The sequence below is a fragment of the Serratia sp. YC16 genome (genome assembly GCF_009707615.1).
GTDB classification, from domain to species: domain Bacteria; phylum Pseudomonadota; class Gammaproteobacteria; order Enterobacterales; family Enterobacteriaceae; genus Serratia; species Serratia surfactantfaciens.
This window is the reverse complement of the sequence record NZ_WLYN01000001.1, coordinates 302,664-319,937: the sequence shown is the minus strand read 5'-3', so window position 1 is coordinate 319,937 and position 17,274 is coordinate 302,664. Positions and strand designations below refer to the sequence as shown.

Here is a 17,274-nt window from a genome sequence, read left to right as displayed (position 1 = left end):
AATCTCAGGAGTCAGCATGTTAAATGGTGAAAGAAGCATCCCTCGCCCGCTGCGTTGGGCGATGATCGGCGGTGGCCGCCTCAGCCAGGTGGGCTACAAACACCGTTCCGGCGCCCTGCGCGATAATACCGCCTTTCGGCTGGTCGCCGGTGCCTTTGATATCGACGCGGTGCGCGGTCGTGAGTTCGGCGTTAATCTCGGCGTGCCCGCCGAACGCTGTTATGACGACTACCAGCAGCTGCTGGAGCAGGAGGCTAACCGCGAAGATGGCGTTGAGGTGGTGACCATCGCCACCCCCAACGGCACCCACTATGAAATCACGCGCGCCGCGCTGAATGCCGGCCTGCATGTCATCTGCGAAAAACCGCTGTTCTTCTCCACGGCGCAGGCGAAAGAAATCAAGGCGCTGGCGGCGGAGAAAAGCCTGATCGTCGGCGTAACCTACGGCTTCTCCGGCCATCCGCTGCTGATGCAGATGCGCGCCATGATCGCGAACGGCGACATCGGCGAAGTGCGCATGGTCGAATTGCAGTATACCCACGGCTTCAACGCCAACGAGAGCGCAGACAAGTTCGAGGCGCAAAAGTGGCGCGTTGACCCGAAAATCGCCGGCCCTTCTTTTGTGCTGGGCGACATCTCCACCCACACCTTTTACATTTCGCAGCTGGTGATGCCCGACATGAAGATCGCCTCCCTGCTGTGCGATCGCCAGAGTTTTATCCCTTCTCGCGCCCCGCTGGAAGACAACGCCATGGTGCTGATGCACTACCAAAACGGCGCCGTTGGCCGCATGTGGGCATCTGCCATCAACGCCGGCGCGATGGACAGCCAAAGCATCCGCGTGGTGGGCTCGCTCGCCAGCCTGCAATGGAGCGACGCTACACCCGGTGAATTGCGTTACGAGATCCAGGGGCGCCCCAATCAGACGCTACACCACGGCATGCCCTATCTGGACGACAGCGCGCTGGCCGAGGAACGGCTCGGCGCATTGCATACCGAAGGGCTGGCCGAGTCCTGGGCCAATATCTACCTCAAGTTCGCCATCGCCATCAGCGCCAGCCAGCGTGGCGATCGGCAAACGCTGGCAACGCTGATCTATCCGGATATCGATGCCGGATTAGAAGGCGTGCGCTGGATTGAAAACTGCGTTCGCTCCGCCGACAACGGCGCCACCTGGGTTAATTACCAATAAGGAAAGCATCATGAAACTTTCATTCTGTACCGACAGCCTGGGCCATTTGCCCTTCGAGCCCATGCTGGACCGGTTGCTGGAACTGGGGGTGCTCGGCGTGGAAATGACCACCGGCGGCTGGTCTCCGGCCCCCCATCTGGATGCCGACGATCTGCTGGCTAACCCGGCCAAACGCCGGCAGCTGCAGCAGGCGCTGGCCAGCCGCGGCATGGAAATCGCCGCACTCAATGTCTCCGGCAACCCGCTGGATCCGGGCGAGCTGGGGCGGCGCCATCTGCGACAAACCGACAATACGCTGGAGCTGGCAGGCCTGTTGGGGGTAAAAAAGATCGTCATGATGAGCGGGCTGCCGCCGGCCAGCCCGCATGACACCATCCCCAACTGGATCACCTATACCGTCAGTTGGCCGCCCACGGTAAAAAACTGTCTGGACTATCAATGGAATGAGGTGGCGATCCCCTATTGGCGCACACTGGTCGACAAAGCCAGGGAGTGTGGCGTCGAACGGTTCGCGCTGGAGAACTTCAGCGCCATGCTGGTGTGGAACCCGCAAACGCTGTTCCGGCTGCGCGACGCGGTCGGCCCGATGGTAGGCCTGAACCTCGATCCCAGCCACCTGATCTGGATGGGGGCAGATCCCATCGCGGTAGCCCGCGCCCTCGGCCCCGCCATTCACCATGTGCACGGCAAAGACGTGCGCCTTGAGCGCGGCATCGTCGAGGTTAACGGGCTGTTGGAGACCAAACCAATCGACGACGTGGCCGGTCGGGCCTGGAATTACGTCGCCGTCGGCTGCGGGCGGGATCTGCAGTGGTGGAAGGAGTTCTTCTCGGTGGTGCGCATGACGGGCTATAACGACTGGGTGTCGCTGGAGATGGAAGACCTGACCATGTCGGTCGATGCCGGGATCGCCTCCTCCGTTCAGGCGCTGCAACAGACGATCAGCAGGTAACCCCAGGCGCAGCGGTTGCGGCCGCTGCGCCAGATTCATCCTGTGTTGCACCGTTACGGGGTTATCGCCAACTTAATCACGCCATCGCGCTTTTCAGAGAACAGGTGGTAAGCCTCGGCAATATTCTCCAGCTGAAAACGATGCGTCACGAACGGTGTGAGATCCAAACCGCCATGCTGGATAACGTTCATCATTCTGCGCATCCGCTCCTTACCGCCAGGGCACAGAGCCGTACGAATCGTATGATCGCCCAGCCCATAGGCGAACGCCTCGACAGGCAATTGAATATCGTCGCTATAGACGCCGAGGCTGGACAGTGTCCCGCCAGGTTTTAAGACACGCAGCGCTTGATTAAAGGTGGCTTGCGTCCCCAAACACTCGATGCTGGCGTCCACACCACGCCCCGCCGTAATCTTGAATATTTCATCAATCACATCGGTTTCCTTGTAATTCAGCATGACGTTTGCCCCCATCTTTCCCGCCATCATCAGCTTTTCGGGAGAACTGCTGATGGCAATAATCAGGCTGGCGCCCTGCAGGCGAGCGCCCGCAGTGGCGCATAAACCGATCGGCCCCTGGGCGAAGATGGCCACCGTATCACCAATTTTAATGTTGGCATTTTCCGCGCCTTTAAAACCGGTAGACATCACATCCGGGCACATCAGCACCTGTTCATCCGTCAGACCGTCCGGTATGAGCGCCAAATTGGCTTCAGCATCAGGCACCAGTACATATTCAGCCTGGGTACCGTCGATAACATTGCCGAAGCGCCAACCCGCCGTGGCTTTATATCCATGGCAAGGACATTCCGGCAAGTAGGCGCCATCCTGGGCGGGAAATCCATCCTGGCAGGCATAGGACGTAAAAGAGGGGCAAATGGCACCGGCCAACGCCCGCTGCCCTTCTTTAAAGCCTTTAACATTGCTCCCGAGCTTTTCTATAATCCCAACCGGCTCATGCCCCACGGTCAGTCCGTGAGGCACGGCATATTCACCCTTAAGAATATGAATATCGGTACCGCAGATTGTCGTCGTGGTTATTTTGAGCAAAGCATCGTTGGGGCCAGGAGAAGGAATCGGTTTTTCAATGAGTTCTATTCTCCCCCTTTCGATAAAGGCGGCGGCTTTCATCATGCGCATGGTGGAAGATCCTTTGGTTTTTGTCGAGGCAATTACAAGAAATAATAATCTAATTGGTTATTTTTTCTATTTTAATGCCCTGTGAAACAATTGTTGTCTCCAATGATTTCAATGGTAAAGTAAAATAATAGATATAATTAACCAAAGAATTAACCCCACCCCGAAAAACTATTTACCCTCATATTTTCGAATAGAGTATTAGCTTAAGAAAAGAATGATTAATACCCTAGCGAAAGCTGCATGATTTCTCTTTCTAAATACCCTGTGCTAAGCGAAAATATGCGTTATCTGATTGATAGAACATGCAGGAAACGCCATGTCACGATTCACCCTCATCTCGCTGAGCCTGGCACTTGCCGGTTGCGCGCCATTGCAACCTGATGGCTGTGAAAAAGCCAGTGCGGTGAACGATTGCGTCTATGCCTGGCGTGCAGGCAGCAATGTTCCAATGGCAAAGCAACCGCCTAACCTGGGATGCGACGGACAAGTCTTTTATGAGCGGCCATACTATTCCGCCTCTGCGAAGGCTGAAAAACGTGAAGGCGAAGTGAGCGCAACGTTTGATGTTGATGATAAGGGTAAAGCCAGAAATATCGTGCTAACGGGCACACCGGAATTCTATCGCGACACCAAAAGCGCTATCGCACGCAGCTGCTGGGTACCAGGCAGCGTTAATGAAACAGTGTTGTTTACTTTTAAACTCTCTGGTGATGCTGAAGCCAACCGATAAGCGCAGGATTGGTTCCCTTGCAACGGTTGGCTCAACGGGCGGCGGCGGCATTCACCGCCGTTACAGCATCCACTCGATCGGCAGCCAGCCGGCCACGGTGAGAACGATGCGTTTTACCCAGCCGGCGCCGGGCTCTTGCTGGTGTACCTCGGTGTGGCCGTCTTCGAAGGCTTCGTTCCACACCATTTTGCCCTCGGGTGTCAATGCCGGCCGATAGGCGGCGTACTCGAGCGGGCCATCAAACAGTTGGCGGGTGTCGGCCGCCAACGTCGGGCTGTCGATCAAAAAGCCCATTTCGCAGTTCAGGTGCGCCGAGCGCGGGTCAAAATTGAACGAGCCGATAAACACCCGTTTATCGTCGATGGCGAAGGTTTTCGCGTGCAGCGCCGCGCCGGACAGCCCCAGCGGTTTGAGCTCCTTGCGCCCCGTCGGTTGGCCGGCGCGCAGCTTCAGCTCGAACAGTTCCACGCCCGCCTGCAGCAGATCGCGGCGGTATTTGGCGTAGCCGGCATGGACCACCAGCACGTCGGTGGTGTTCATCGCGTTGGTCAGCACGCGTATGGATTTCCCCTGCCTGGCAAGCGATTCAAAGAAGGCCGCCCCTTCCCGCCCCGGTACGAAATAGGCGGAAACCAGCTCCAACTGCTGGTTGACGCCACCGATGATCTTACCGAGCTGCGTCACCATCAAACGATCGTGCGCGGCCTTGCCCAGACCTTTCGCCGGATCGTCGGCCACCAGCTGCACCGTCGTGAATTCAGGCTGTACGGCGCCATCGCGGAAGCGCACCGCGCTGGTTTCCAACTGCACCGCCAGCTTGCGGGCGCGTTCGCTGCTTTCGGTCGCGGCGGCCTGCGTCAGGAATGCCGAGAGGTTGCCTTTGCCCTTGATAATCTGCTCAACGCCAAACACCGAGGCGCTGTTCCAGTAGCGGTCGAAGACCTCGGCGGTCTCCGCCACCACGCTGCCCGCGCTCAACACGTCGAGATCGAGGAAATAGTTTTCGTCGCCGACCTGAAAATATTCGTCGCCGATGTTGCGGCCACCGATGATCGCCACGGCGCCGTCGACGATGAAAGACTTGTTATGCATGCGCCGGTTCATGCGCATAAAGTCAAAGGCGTAGCCTGCCAGCTTCGGCGTGCGCACCGTTGACGGGTTGAACAGGCGGATCTCGACGTTTTCCTGGGCGTTCAACGCCGCCAGAGTCTCGTCCATGGCGACGCCGTTATCGTCCAACAGCAGACGCACGCGCACGCCGCGTTGAGCCGCGTCATACAAGGTTTTCAGCAGGATCTGCCCGGAGGTGTCGTTATGCCAGATATAGTACTGAGCGTCGATCGACCTTTCCGCCATCCGCGCCAGCGCCAGGCGGCTGGCGAACGCATCGTGCCCGCTGACCAGCGGCACCACGCCGCTCAGGCCCGGATGTGCCGCCATCAGTTCGGCGGCCCGAGCCGGCAGTTGGGCAGCGGGATCCGCCGGCAATGCCGCCTGTGGCGGACGCTGGGAAATATCAGGCAAACGAAAGATGGCTCTTGCCGCAATAATGGCGATCGTCACGGCAAGAATCAGATACAGGACAACTTTTATCACGGGAAGCGGCCTCGGCGGTTGACTGCTTTGCTTTATACGTCATTAGGTTGCTTCAATCCATAGGAGAAGCGCGCGATGCGAACGGCTATAGCGTAAAGCGCGAAGGCGAAACGCCAAACAGTTTTTTGAACGCCACTGAATAGGCGCTGTGGCTCTCGTAGCCGCTTTCGAAAGCGGCATGGATGATCGAGTTGCCCGCCAGCAACAGCGGAATCGACGACAGCAGCCGCAAGCGCTGTTTCCACTGGCCGAAGGTGATGCCGGTTTGTTGAGTGAAGTGACGCTGAAAGGTTTTCGCACTGATCGACAATGAATCCGCCCAGATCTCAATGCCGCGATCGTCGGCCGGCGTGATGACCAACTGCCGGCAAATCTCGGCCATTCTCGCCTCCATCGGCCAGGGAAGATGCAGCGCCAGCTGCGGCTGCAGGCTCAGCTCCTCCAGGAACAAGGCTCTGAGCAGCGCGTGGCGTTTAGTCTCCTCGCCCTCTGGCGCCAACGTCGCCAGCTGGGCGATCAGCTCGCGCAGCAGCGGTGACACCTGCAAGACGCCATCGCGCAACGGCAACCGCTCAGCGGTAAATTCATCGACAAAAATCCCGTAAACGCAAATGTTACTCTGCATGACCAGTTGATGTTCTACCCCCGGCCGCAGCCAGACTGCGGTGGTAGGCGGCACGATCCAACGCCCGCAGCTCGCCTCGACCGCCATCACGCCCTGTTGCGAATAGAGCAAATGGCAGCGTTTATGCGAGTGGTAAGGAATGACAAAGCCCGCCGGATAGTGTTTCACCAGCCCCGTCACCTCGAACGCGGAGTTTTCGTGGCCGCTGAGGTCGATGCGTTTTATTTCGGCGTTGTCGACGTCGAATCCCATGGTCGTTTGTCCCTTTTGATAACGCGAATGTCTTTTATTTGATAGAGAGGTCGCATGATCCTCCATATAGTGACGTTCTCGCAAGCCACACCAGGGGCCTTATGCGAAGAAACACACTATTTACACCAACATTTCATCGTTCTGCGTAAAACGGAGGCGATGACGTTGCGCAGGCGCTGCGCAATGGCGGCACGTTGCGGGGGCGACGTGGCCGAAAGTGATGGAAAGGGAAAGCGCGGTGGCATAAGTCAGGAGGTGTACGCATCAATCAGCAGACAGCTCAGCCTGGGGGGCGGCTCAACGCTGAATGGATATGGAGAGCGCCTAGGCTCTCCTCTATCCATTGCCGTTATCCCATCAACGGGCCAGTTCGGCGCCGTCCAGTTCGGAAATCGCCAGACAAATCACTTCCGTAATAGCCTGCACCGTATAGGCGGTATTGGCGGGAATAATTAACATTTCATGAGGTTGCAGCGTCTGATCGTCAACCTTCATCTCACCGCTCAACACCATCAGCTTCACCCACCCCGGATGAAAGCGCGCCGGTTGTCGGCTGCCCGCATCCAGCTTCAGCAACGCCGTATGGCCAGGCGTCTCCCGTTTCAAAATATGAAAGTGCACCCCATCGTAAGGCATGTTTTCGTAATGCAGTGACGCCAGTGTTCTCTTATGCATGGTAAGTGTCCTCGTGACCTGTGAGTAGCTGCTCCGCCTTCGGTCGCCGTAAAAACGATTGGCGGCTGTCCCTACCGAAAGCACCGGCTCGCAGCCTCTTGGCGAACGGATTAACTGTCGTACTTGCAGCGGCCAGCGGCCGTCGCGTCATGCCTAACCTGCCTCAGGCATGCTACTAAATATATAAGAGCCTCGCCGACCGCGCAAAAAACTGCAGCGACGTTGAGCGCATTACGACGCTAATCCGTAATGGGAGAGTGCGATAACAATCGTGATTTTGTCTCATTCATCTGATGATGCTCGCGCCTCACGCCAAAGCAGCCAGGCCGCCAGACAGGCTACCCCGCCGCCGCCGGCCAACACGGCATAAGACGTGCTCCAGCTCTGGGTGGCATCCATCACGACGCCAAAGGATAAGGGGGCGAAGGAACCGATGCCGAATCCCAACAGCGATCGCCAACCCATCACGCTGCCGAGCTGCTGCGGCGGCACATTGTCCGCCATGGCGGCCGACAGCACGCCAGAGTCGCCGAGGATAAAGAAACTGCCCAGGCTGACCACCAGCAGCGTCCAGCCCGGTCCCCAGCTCGCCGACCACCCCATCAGCAGCGATCCCAGCGCACCGGCGGCGCCCATAAACATCAGCACCGACGCGCGATTGAAATAGTCGGAAACGGTGCCGACAATCAACGTGGCGAGCATGCCCGCCAGGTGGATCGCCGCCGCAACGATCAAGCCGGCGCTCAGCGGATCCAGAGGGAAACCGCTCAATGCTTCACTGACCAGGCTTGGCGCCCAGGCCCAGTTGCCGAGCAGCTCCCAACTATGGGCGATATACCCGATCAGCAACAGCAGGGTCACATAGGTGATGCCATAGCGCTCACGCTTCGTCTTCCTTCCCATGGTGTGCGGGCGCGGCTCCTGATAGCTGGACAAGGCCAACGAACCGGCTAGCGCCCCCAGCAATGCGCCGGCGGCACACAGGGAGAAGGCCACGCCGGATCCCCAGCGCATGGCGCTCCAGCCGGCGATGAAAACCGACAGGAAATATCCCAACGAACTGGCCGCCAGGACCAGGCCGATGGCATACCCGCGTCGCGCCGGGCCGTTCATTCCCATCGCCAACAGCAGCGCCGGCGTATAGGCCCCGCCCTGCGTCAGGCCGACGAAAGCCATCAATATCAACGCGCCGACATACGAATGAGCAAAGGCGGCAAACAACGCCAACGCCACGGCGCCCAGCCAGGAGAACAGCAGATAAACCCGGCGCGCGCCCAACGAATCGCACCACCAGGAAGCCACCAGCAACGCCAGGGCGTTAGTGAGGCTGAACACCGTCTGCACCGTGCCGGCGGAGGCGGCGTCGAGCTGCCACTCGTTTCGGACGGTCGGCAACGCGCCGGCGAACATCATGGTGCCCAGACAGAGGCCCGCCCGGCTCACGCAAAGCAGATAGAAAGCCCGCATTCAGTGCCGCCCCTCAGCCCATCGATAGGTGAGGATGACTCGACTAACACGGATAACAGACGGGACAACGCTTAACATGGCACGCTCGGCAACGCGGGAAGGATGCGCCATAATAGTGAGCAAAATCAACGGCTGACAAACGATCTTTCGTCCCTCATTTGGTTGAGCTAAACTCAACCTATGAAAAAAGTCCACTCCCTGCCGCACCTGTCCGCATTCGAAGCCGCCGCCCGTCTTGGCAGCTTCAGCGCCGCTGCGGATGAGCTGTTTCTCACCACGGGCGCAATTAGCCGTCATATTCGCAGCCTGGAAGAACAGCTGGGAATCAAGCTGTTTTATCGCGGGCATAAGTCCGTGCGGCTGACGCAGGCCGGCGAGAACTTTTCCCGTTCCGCCTCCCGGGTGATAAGCGAATTGTTTGCCGCGGAAAGCGCGCTGAAAGAGAGTGCCGGCCTGCCGCGGCTAGTGGTGCACAGCCTGCCGACGTTCACCATGCACTGGCTGATGCCGAAGCTGGCGGCGTTCAATGACATTCATCCGGGAGTGGCCATTGATATCACCACCGGCATCGGCGCCATCGATCGCAATACGCCGTTTGACGTGGCGATCCGGCGCGATCCCGCGCACTTCTCTGGGTTGAAAGCGATTCCTTTCCTGCAGGAAGACAGCCTGCTGGTCTGCAGTCAGAGCTATTTGCATGCCATGCCGGTCATTGCGCCGGGCAATCTCGCCGGCCATACCGCCATTCGCATCCGCGCCCGTGAGGATTTATGGCGCAGTTGGCTGAATGCTTACCCGACAGCGCTGGACGCCTCACCGCCGCCGCTCACACTCGATCATACCTTCGCCGCCATTCAGGCAGCCGAGGACGGCCTGGGGCTGGCCGTCGTGCCTTACCTGTTCTGCGCCAAGCACCTGGCGGCCGGCCGGCTGGTCTCGCCGTTCCCGACGCTGACCATCAGAACCGGCGTCTATTCCCTGCTGCTGCGCGATCGGGACGATGAGGTGGTGAGGAAATTCGCCGTCTGGCTGCAGAGTTTTCAGACCTAGCCCGGGTTTGCCAATCTTTCAGACGCCTTGATGTTCGCAAGCATCTCATGCGTAAAATCGCCGAACCAGGCAAAAACGCGATCGACATGCGCAATGCAACGTTGCCTGACGGCATCGGTCAATGTCGTCTCGGCCAGATCATCCTGCCCCTGATGCTGGGCATGGCCGGTCTCCAGCGCTAAATGAAATTCGCCGCAATAACGCAGTTCAACGCCGGTTGCCTGCTGAATTCGGTTGGCCAGCGGTGTCGTCAACCCAAACAGCACGTTGCCGGTTGCTTCGATGGCCTCAATCACCACGATCCGCTCCAGCCCGCTGAGGCTGCTTATCAGCGCGCACAGCCGATAGGTCAATAGCCGATTCTCCCGAGTGCCGTCGCTCCATAGCCCTTCCAAATGTGCGGCCAGCGTAGCGGAGCGGTTGTATCCGAGTTTGTGCAGATCCTCGAGGTACCACGGCCAGTGATGGTCATCTTCATAGGTGTGCGCATTGACTTTACGTTGATAACTATCGATAGATGGCGTTTCGTCACGCAGCACGAACTTATTCAGATCGGAAAAAGCCATAATAAAAAACGCGATGTGCGGCAGAAATGCCAACCGCTCCTGCGGCGTGCGCCGTTCATCGCGCAGAAACTCAAATAGCGGAAGTTGGGCGTAGCTCTCTTTATTTCTCTCGATATGCTGCAAAACTGTTTTCATATAAACCTCATTGATTTAAAAGTGATTAAATCGGTTTATCATCAAGTTTCAGCTTTAAAGGAATAACTACGAGGCGGGAAACTGTTTCAGTATAGTTGTTTTTACTCGCCTAATAGGATAAATAGCATATTACTTGCCGGGTTAAATAATCGCCTGTTTGATTATTTAACCCGGCGCTCAATAATTTTATTTATATTAGCGTGCCGAGAATGCCGCCATAGTGGCATTTCACCCGTGAAGCGCTAACCCTTTGATCGCTTTGTCCACTGCTTTTTTTGGCCCGCGTAGCGCCAACCCAACCAAATCCAGATTATCCGCGTCCTCAGCGAGAAAAACCTGTCGGTTGGCTTCATCGTGTCCGGTCGAAAACATGGCGTGCACATAGGGGATCAGCGTCAATTCCCGCTCCAGCCCTTTGCGATGCACATTTTGCAAACCCGGCAGATCTGCGGCAAAAATCAGCATCGGCTGCCCAGAAATGCCACCGTAGCGTCTGCCTTGCGCATCCACGTAGCACTCGCCGATGATTTCCGGAGCGGCGGCGGCGATGCCCGTCGCCAGAAAGGCCACCACATTCAACCGCTGCCAGGTCTGCAGATCGTCACGCACGATAAACGCTATCTTGGTATCAAACATATTTCGCTCTACTCCGTTGTGCTCTTAAAAGCACATCATCGAAGATCGGCGAGTCAGCGGTATAGAACGTTTGTGCACTGGCGCTGATAAGCCGCCGGCGATAAACGATAGGCACGCTGGAACCAGCGGCCCAAATGGCTCTGATCGGCAAATCCCACCTGCATGGCGACCTGCGCCGGTTCTTTCCCCTGCGCCAGCAACAACCGCGCGGCTCGCAGCCTCAACCGAACCAAATAAGCATGCGGCGACTGGCCGAAAGCCCGAGTAAATTGACGAGTCAGACGGAAACGGTCCAGACCACACTGAAGCGCCAGGTCATCCAGACTGGGATTATCCGCCATATGCGCATGCAGATAGTCCCGTAGACGATTCATCTCAATCATAGCGTCATCGCATTGGGGACTCGATATGACGCGAATATGCCGCGCCAAAAGCGTCAGTAGATGGTCCAGGCTCTGATCGCGCGCCAGCCGCCCTTCACCATGATGAAGGGCAAAAAAGGCCTGCTGAATCGCGGACGCCAGAATCGGATCCTCCGTCAGCGTGCTGTGGAACGCGCCTTCCAATACCGAGGCGTCGCCCAATCCGCGGCGGTTCATCGCCGCGGATACCCAATGCTGGGGCAAATAGAGCATCGCATAGGTAAACCCTTCGGCCTGCGGCGCATGACCATCGTGCACCGCACCCGGCTCGATCAGTATGGCGCGCCCCGGCCGGCTGGTATGCAGCGAGCGGTGGCAATTGAAACGCTGCAAGCCCTGCTGCGTAACGCCCACCAGCATTTCATCATGATCGTGAGGATCGTAGGCATGCCCCTGAAAGTGGGCGTTAACGCTCTCAATGCCGGTCTCGTCATCACGCCGCAGTTCCAACCAGTCTTCATGTTGATGATTTGACGCCATGCAATAAATCCGGAGTACTGGCCACAGGAAAAGAACAAACAGCTTACCTCGAGACGGTCATCATTTCACGTTCACAACTCGCAGATGGCGTAAGTACCCTTTCCGGCCAATTTCGCCTGATACATCGCGCCGTCGGCACGGGCCAACAGCATCTCCTCCGTCACGTCATTGTGCGAGGAAATCGCTGCACCCAGGCTGGCGGACAGGCTCACGGTCTGCGGCCCGATCTGCGAAATATCGGCCAGGCGCGCCAACACGTTTTCACAAAACTCGCTGACCTCGCGCCGCGGATCCGCCAACGGCCACAGGATCACCGTGAACTCGTCGCCGGCCAGGCGCGAAACGCTATGGCGTTCGCCGGCGCAGGCGCTGAGCAACCTGGCGAACGTCTTCAGGATCAGATCGCCGAAGTCATGGCCATGGTTGTCATTGAGGGCTTTAAAACCATCGAGATCGATGAATACCAGCGCCATCTGCCGCTGTTCGCAACAGGCCTGCAATGTGCCGGACAACCGACGCAGAAAGGCGCGGCGATTGGTCAACCCGGTCAGCATGTCGTGTGTGGCATCGTACTCCAGCCGTTGCTGCAGGCGTTTCAACTCGGTAATGTCCATGGAAAGAATGTAAAACCCCTGAGCGTCACACGGCACCAGCGTGGTGTGGATCATCAACAGGCCCCGTTGGGTCTGGAGCTCATTTTCGAAGCTCACCATTTCCCCCACCAACGCTCTGTCTATCATCGGTTTCGCTATCTGATAAACGTTCTCCCCCATAAAATCGCGCACCGTCATCCCCCTGAGGCGGCTCTCTTCCAGGCCAAACCAGGTTTTATAGGCGCTGTTGGCAAACAGGTAGCGTTCATTAGCGTCGATTTGGCTGATTAAGGCCGGCATGTTGTCAGTGATAGCGCGCAGGCGCTCCTTCTCCGTGCTGAGCTGGTATTCGGCAAGCACCCGAGTCTCAATCTCCTCGTTGAGCTTCTTGACCACGACGTTAAGCTCGCGCGTGCGAATTTCAACGCGTTGTTCCAGCTCGTGCTGTAGCGCAAACAGATCGGCCTCTGCCGCCTTGCGCTCGCTGATATCGACGATAACCGAGATGAAATGATCCGGTTTACCGTTCGGCAGCCGGTTTAACGCCACCGTCAGCTGCACCCATACGATCGAACCATCGGCGCGAAAATAGCGTTTCTCCAGTGAATAGGTACTGATCTCGTTTCTCAGCAGCTGCTGCAGTTTTTCCAGGTCGGTATTGAGATCGAGCGGATAGGTAATGTCCTGAAAGGTGCGATCCATCAGTTCGCGCTCAGAATAGTGCAGCATTTCGCAGATGCGCGGATTGACCCGCAGCCAGTATCCCTGCAGCGAGACCAGCGCCATCCCCACCGCCGCCTGGGCGAAGGTCTGTTCGAACAAGGCTTCCGAGCGCTGCAGGTTGGACTTCAGGTTTTCGGTATAGACGTGGCGTTCAATGCTCTGCAGGTACTCCTCGACCACGGCAGCGAAATCGTGCAGGTCGGCCACCTGTTCCTGGGAAAACGGCTGCGGCTGGCTGTCGATAATGCACAGGGTACCGAGCGGCAAACCGTCGAGCGACAACAGCGGCTGCCCAACGTAAAAGCCGATTCGCGGCCCGCCGATCACCAGCGGGTTATCGAAAAATCGCGGATCGTTGGCGGTGTCGGGCACCACCAGCGCTTCACGTTGCAAGATGGCATGGCCGCAAAACGAGATATTGCGCGGCGTTTCCCGGGCATCCAGACCGTAGCGCGATAGAAACCATTGGCGATCCCGGTCGATCAGTGACACCAGCGCAATGGTGACGCCGAAATATTTCGCCGCCAGCCGTGTAATACGATCCAGTTTTTCCACCGAGTTCGAATCCAGCACGTTCAGCGAATTCAATACCGACAGGCGTTCGGCTTCGTTTTCGGGGAAGCAGGGTTCGAGCATGTTGTCTCCCATTGGGTCTCAGACAGATCCGGCGCATCCGGCCGGCGTGAGTCAGTTCAGCGTATCCGCCGGTTAAGCGGTAAATATCCTTGCCCATCATGGACTCACTCAGTATCAATCCGATTGCGCATTCTCGCCAGCTTTGCCGGGCGTTGCGTTTGCCGCCGCGCTGCGCTACAGTCATTCGCAAGGTGATGGTGTTCCACCTTTCCCAACCGCCGGTTCCCTCGAACCGGATGATGACGCCTGATATACAACTTCGCTTTATTTTTTAGGCAGGTATGTCAGGAGTCGCTATGGATCAAATGTCATGTTTTACCCGTCTTCCCTCCCAGCCCGATGCCGTCGAGCGCGAGAGGCCCCTGTACGTTTTCGGCCATAAAAATCCCGACAGCGACAGCATCTGCAGCTCGCTGGTGGTCGCCGACTGGCTCAATCATCTCGGCAAGCCGGCCGTGGCTTTCCGCCTCGGCGAGCTGACGCCTGAAACTCGCTACATCCTGGCCGCCGCCGGCGTGCAAGCCCCCCCGCTGCTGCAAGACGATCTCCGCGATCGTCAAGTCTGGCTGGTCGATTTTACCGACGCCGAGCAAGGCCCGGCCTCATTGCCGCACAGCGACGTGGTCGGCGTTATCGATCATCACCGGCTGGGCACGTTGATCACCCGCAACCCGCCCGATGTCTGGATCCGCGCCGTCGGCTGCTGCGCCACCGTCATTCTGCAAATCCTGACGGTGGAAAGGCCGATGCCGCTTTCCGCCGCCCAGGCCACGCTGCTGCTGGGCGCTATCCTGAGCGATACCGTCGCGCTCAGCGCCCCGACCACCACCGAGCTGGATCGGTTGGCCGCCGAACGGTTAAGCGCAATTGCTCACGTCGACTATGACGCCTTCACCGCCGGCCTGATCGCCGCCAAGACCGACCTTTCGGGGCAATCCGCGCCGCAGTTGCTGCACCGTGACGCCAAGCATTACCGCATCCAGAGCGTCTCGCTGCTGCTGTCGCAGATCGAAGTGCGGGCAATGAGCGACATCGAGCCGCTGCTGCCCGCGCTGCAACAGGCGCTTGAACACGCGAAGCAGGAGGCCGGGCTGGAGATGGCCGCACTGCTGGTTACCGACATCACGCTTGGCCGCTCCACCCTTTACTTTTCGTCGAACCGGGTGCTCGACGCCCGTCAGGTATCACTGCCCGGCATGACGAGCCGGAAAAAAGAGGTTTTACCGTGGTTAACCCGCCAGATTGCTAACGCAGGGAGATAAGTCATGCCACTCTACCAACACGCTTTACTGCTGGTGCAGGACGAACGCGACGGCCGGCTGTTGTTGCGCCATGCCGAACGCCTTAATCAACAGATGAATACGCGCATTACCGTGGCGCACATCAGCGCCGACTACGCCGAACTGGATTACCTCAGCGATTCGCTGACCAAAGATCGTCAGTCCAGCGAGGTGATCGCCGCCAAAGCTATGCTCAGCCGTCTGGTGGAGGACAGCGCAGTCCCGCTGGAGGTGCGGTCGATCGTCAGCATCCATCGCTTCAAAGACGTCGAGGCTCTGATTGCTCGTGAAGGCGTCGATCTGCTGCTGCTCGGCCACCAGAACCGTCCGTTTGGCGTCTATGCCTCCTTCGGCTTCGAGTTTATTAACCACTTGTCCATCGACGTGCTGATAAAACACGTTCCCACTCCCTAGAAACGAGGTGACTCCCCATGAGCTATGAGATTGAAAGCGTAACCGCCAGAGAGATCCTGGATTCGCGCGGCAACCCGACTGTCGAAGTCGAAATGAGCGCGGCAGGCGCCGTGGCACGAGCTTCTGTGCCTTCCGGGGCCAGCACCGGTTCGCGCGAGGCGGTGGAACATCGCGACGGCGATCCGCGCCGTTTCGGCGGCAAAGGCGTGCTGGAAGCGGTGCAAAGCGTCAAAACGGCGATCAATGAGGCGCTGCGCGGGGTGGATGTGCGCCAACAACAGGAGATAGACCGCCGGCTGATCGCGCTGGACGGCAGCGAGAACAAAAGCCGCCTGGGCGCCAACGCCCTGCTCGGCGTTTCTCTGGCCGCCGCCCGCCTGGCGGCGCAGTTGTCGCAGCTGCCGCTGTATCGTTATCTGGGCGGCATCGGCGCCAACCTGCTGCCGGTGCCCTGCATGAATATCATCAACGGCGGCGTGCATGCCCGCTGGCAAGGGGCGGATTTTCAGGAGTTTATGATAGCCCCCTTGGGCGCGCCGTCGCTGCGCGAGGCCGTGCGCTGGGGCAGCGAAGTCTATCAGACACTGCGCCAAATTCTATTGGACAAAGGCCTGTCGGTCGGCGTCGGTGACGAAGGCGGTTTCGCGCCGGCGGTCGCCTCTAACCGGCAACCGTTGGAGCTGATCGTGCAGGCGATAGAAAAAGCCGGTTACCGGCCGGGAGAAGATATCGCCATTTGCATGGATCCGGCCTCGAGTGAATTCTACGCCAACGGCAAATACCGTCTGCGCAGCGAGAACCTTGAGCTGGACGCCGCCCAAATGACGGCCTATTACCAACGGTTGGTGCAGGACTTCCCCATCGTGCTGATTGAAGACGGCTTGGCCGAGGACGATTGGGCCGGCTGGCGTCTGCTCAGCGACGCCCTGGGCGATCAGGTGGAGCTGGTCGGCGACGATCTGTTCGTCACCAACGTCAAATACATCCAGCGCGGGATTGATGAACGCCTGGCCAACGCGGCGCTGATCAAGCTGAACCAGATTGGCACGCTGAGCGAAACCTTCGCCGCCGTGCAGCTTTGCCAGGCGAACGGCTGGGGCACCTTTATCTCGCACCGCAGCGGCGAAACCGTCGACAGCTTTATCGCCGATATGACGGTCGCGATGCGAGCCGGCCATCTGAAAACCGGCGCGCCGAGCCGCGGCGAACGCATCGAAAAATACAATCAGCTGATGCGCATCGAAGATCAGCTTGGTGCCGTCGCCGAGTATGCCGGCCGATCGGCCTTCAAACGGCGTTAAGATTTGCAGGCCGGCAACGCGCCGGCCCGCTTTTCATCTTTTGCGCGGCACAGCCAGGCCACGCCGGACTGCAACAAGGTCAGCCGGGTCGCCAGCAACGCTTCTCGCTGCTCATTCAGCGTCGCCATCATCCGTTCGATTTCCGCCAAACGGGCATCGACGCCCTGTATCAGCCCCTCCTCATAAGCACTGCCCTGCAGCGCCAATACCCCGCGAATCGCCTGCAGCGAAAACCCCAGATTCTGGCCGATTTGGATCAGGTGCAGCCGCTCCAGCGCGCTTTCGCTATACACCCGGTAGCCGTTGACGCCACGCACCGCTTTCGGCAACAGCCCCTGCTGCTCGTAGTAACGTATCGCCGAGGTGGCCATCCCGACGCGCTCCGCCAATTCTCCGATCTTCATGCCCTA

At 58.5% G+C, this 17,274-nt stretch carries 17 protein-coding genes and 1 riboswitch; of the genes, 7 read left to right on the top strand and 10 right to left on the bottom strand.

Going from position 1 to position 17,274, the window contains the following annotated elements; genetic code table 11:
• Nucleotides 1-16: 16 nt before the first annotated feature.
• A complete protein-coding gene (locus tag GKN89_RS01540; RefSeq protein WP_154746211.1) occupies nt 17-1,192 on the top strand; it encodes a Gfo/Idh/MocA family protein in 1,176 nt (391 codons plus the stop codon).
• Between the two features lie 10 nt (nt 1,193-1,202).
• The gene (locus GKN89_RS01535) at nt 1,203-2,144 is read left to right on the top strand and encodes a sugar phosphate isomerase/epimerase (RefSeq protein ID WP_019455358.1); all 942 of its coding nucleotides are present in this window, start codon (nt 1,203-1,205) and stop codon (nt 2,142-2,144) included.
• A gap of 53 nt (nt 2,145-2,197) precedes the next feature.
• On the opposite strand, the gene GKN89_RS01530 is transcribed toward GKN89_RS01535, so the two are convergent.
• Nucleotides 2,198-3,283, bottom strand: coding sequence for an NAD(P)-dependent alcohol dehydrogenase (locus GKN89_RS01530; RefSeq protein WP_063919465.1), 1,086 nt, complete (start codon nt 3,281-3,283; stop codon nt 2,198-2,200).
• A 316-nt stretch (nt 3,284-3,599) separates the two neighbouring features.
• Here GKN89_RS01530 and GKN89_RS01525 point away from each other — a divergent pair, with 316 nt between their 5' ends.
• Nucleotides 3,600-4,013: an energy transducer TonB gene (locus GKN89_RS01525; protein ID WP_071532856.1), complete on the top strand. Its 414-nt coding sequence runs from the start codon at nt 3,600-3,602 to the stop codon at nt 4,011-4,013.
• 60 nt (nt 4,014-4,073) lie between these two features.
• Here the strand turns inward: GKN89_RS01525 and GKN89_RS01520 are convergent, their stop codons facing one another.
• From GKN89_RS01520 to GKN89_RS01505, 4 genes are all read right to left on the bottom strand, one after another.
• Entirely contained in the window at nt 4,074-5,537 is a 1,464-nt protein-coding gene (locus tag GKN89_RS01520; RefSeq protein ID WP_230328904.1) for a phospholipase D family protein, read from the bottom strand.
• Nucleotides 5,538-5,694: 157 nt separating this feature from the next.
• Nucleotides 5,695-6,486 (bottom strand): helix-turn-helix domain-containing protein, encoded by a 792-nt coding sequence (locus GKN89_RS01515; RefSeq protein WP_019455355.1) that lies wholly within the window; start codon nt 6,484-6,486, stop codon nt 5,695-5,697.
• 357 nt (nt 6,487-6,843) lie between these two features.
• Complete coding sequence (locus GKN89_RS01510) at nt 6,844-7,161, bottom strand: hypothetical protein (RefSeq protein ID WP_019455354.1); 318 nt, start codon at nt 7,159-7,161, stop codon at nt 6,844-6,846.
• A 282-nt stretch (nt 7,162-7,443) separates the two neighbouring features.
• Complete coding sequence (locus GKN89_RS01505; RefSeq protein WP_230328903.1) at nt 7,444-8,628, bottom strand: nitrate/nitrite transporter; 1,185 nt, start codon at nt 8,626-8,628, stop codon at nt 7,444-7,446.
• Between the two features lie 180 nt (nt 8,629-8,808).
• On the opposite strand from GKN89_RS01505, the gene GKN89_RS01500 reads away from it, so the two are divergent.
• Nucleotides 8,809-9,678, top strand: coding sequence for a LysR substrate-binding domain-containing protein (locus GKN89_RS01500; RefSeq protein ID WP_154746210.1), 870 nt, complete (start codon nt 8,809-8,811; stop codon nt 9,676-9,678).
• Here the strand turns inward: GKN89_RS01500 and GKN89_RS01495 are convergent.
• The 4 genes from GKN89_RS01495 to GKN89_RS01480 form a co-directional block, all read right to left on the bottom strand.
• On the bottom strand, nt 9,675-10,379 hold the full coding sequence (locus GKN89_RS01495) for a hypothetical protein (protein WP_154746209.1): 705 nt from the start codon (nt 10,377-10,379) through the stop codon (nt 9,675-9,677). The two genes, GKN89_RS01500 and GKN89_RS01495, sit on opposite strands and share 4 nt — an antisense overlap.
• Before the next feature lie 228 nt (nt 10,380-10,607).
• Nucleotides 10,608-11,015, bottom strand: a complete 408-nt coding sequence (locus GKN89_RS01490; RefSeq protein WP_019455349.1) for a DUF2000 domain-containing protein — start codon at nt 11,013-11,015, stop codon at nt 10,608-10,610.
• A 53-nt stretch (nt 11,016-11,068) separates the two neighbouring features.
• Nucleotides 11,069-11,917: an AraC family transcriptional regulator gene (locus GKN89_RS01485; protein WP_154746208.1), complete on the bottom strand. Its 849-nt coding sequence runs from the start codon at nt 11,915-11,917 to the stop codon at nt 11,069-11,071.
• Between the two features lie 71 nt (nt 11,918-11,988).
• Nucleotides 11,989-13,869 carry a PAS domain S-box protein gene (locus GKN89_RS01480; protein WP_154746207.1) on the bottom strand — a complete coding sequence of 627 codons (1,881 nt, stop codon included), beginning with the start codon at nt 13,867-13,869 and terminating at the stop codon, nt 11,989-11,991.
• 181 nt (nt 13,870-14,050) lie between these two features.
• Nucleotides 14,051-14,125, top strand: a riboswitch (Fluoride riboswitch).
• Nucleotides 14,126-14,165: 40 nt separating this feature from the next.
• Between GKN89_RS01480 and GKN89_RS01475 the strand changes: the two genes are divergently transcribed.
• From GKN89_RS01475 to eno, 3 genes are read left to right on the top strand one after another with little or no spacing between them, the layout of a single operon-like run.
• On the top strand, nt 14,166-15,131 hold the full coding sequence (locus GKN89_RS01475; protein ID WP_154746206.1) for a DHHA2 domain-containing protein: 966 nt from the start codon (nt 14,166-14,168) through the stop codon (nt 15,129-15,131).
• 3 nt (nt 15,132-15,134) lie between these two features.
• The gene (locus GKN89_RS01470) at nt 15,135-15,563 is read left to right on the top strand and encodes a hypothetical protein (RefSeq protein ID WP_063919460.1); all 429 of its coding nucleotides are present in this window, start codon (nt 15,135-15,137) and stop codon (nt 15,561-15,563) included.
• 17 nt (nt 15,564-15,580) lie between these two features.
• Entirely contained in the window at nt 15,581-16,864 is a 1,284-nt protein-coding gene (eno, locus tag GKN89_RS01465; RefSeq protein ID WP_154746205.1) for a phosphopyruvate hydratase, read from the top strand.
• Here eno and GKN89_RS01460 read toward each other — a convergent pair.
• Nucleotides 16,861-17,268: a MerR family transcriptional regulator gene (locus GKN89_RS01460; RefSeq protein WP_154746204.1), complete on the bottom strand. Its 408-nt coding sequence runs from the start codon at nt 17,266-17,268 to the stop codon at nt 16,861-16,863. The genes eno and GKN89_RS01460 overlap by 4 nt on opposite strands.
• Between the last annotated feature and the right edge of the window lie 6 nt (nt 17,269-17,274).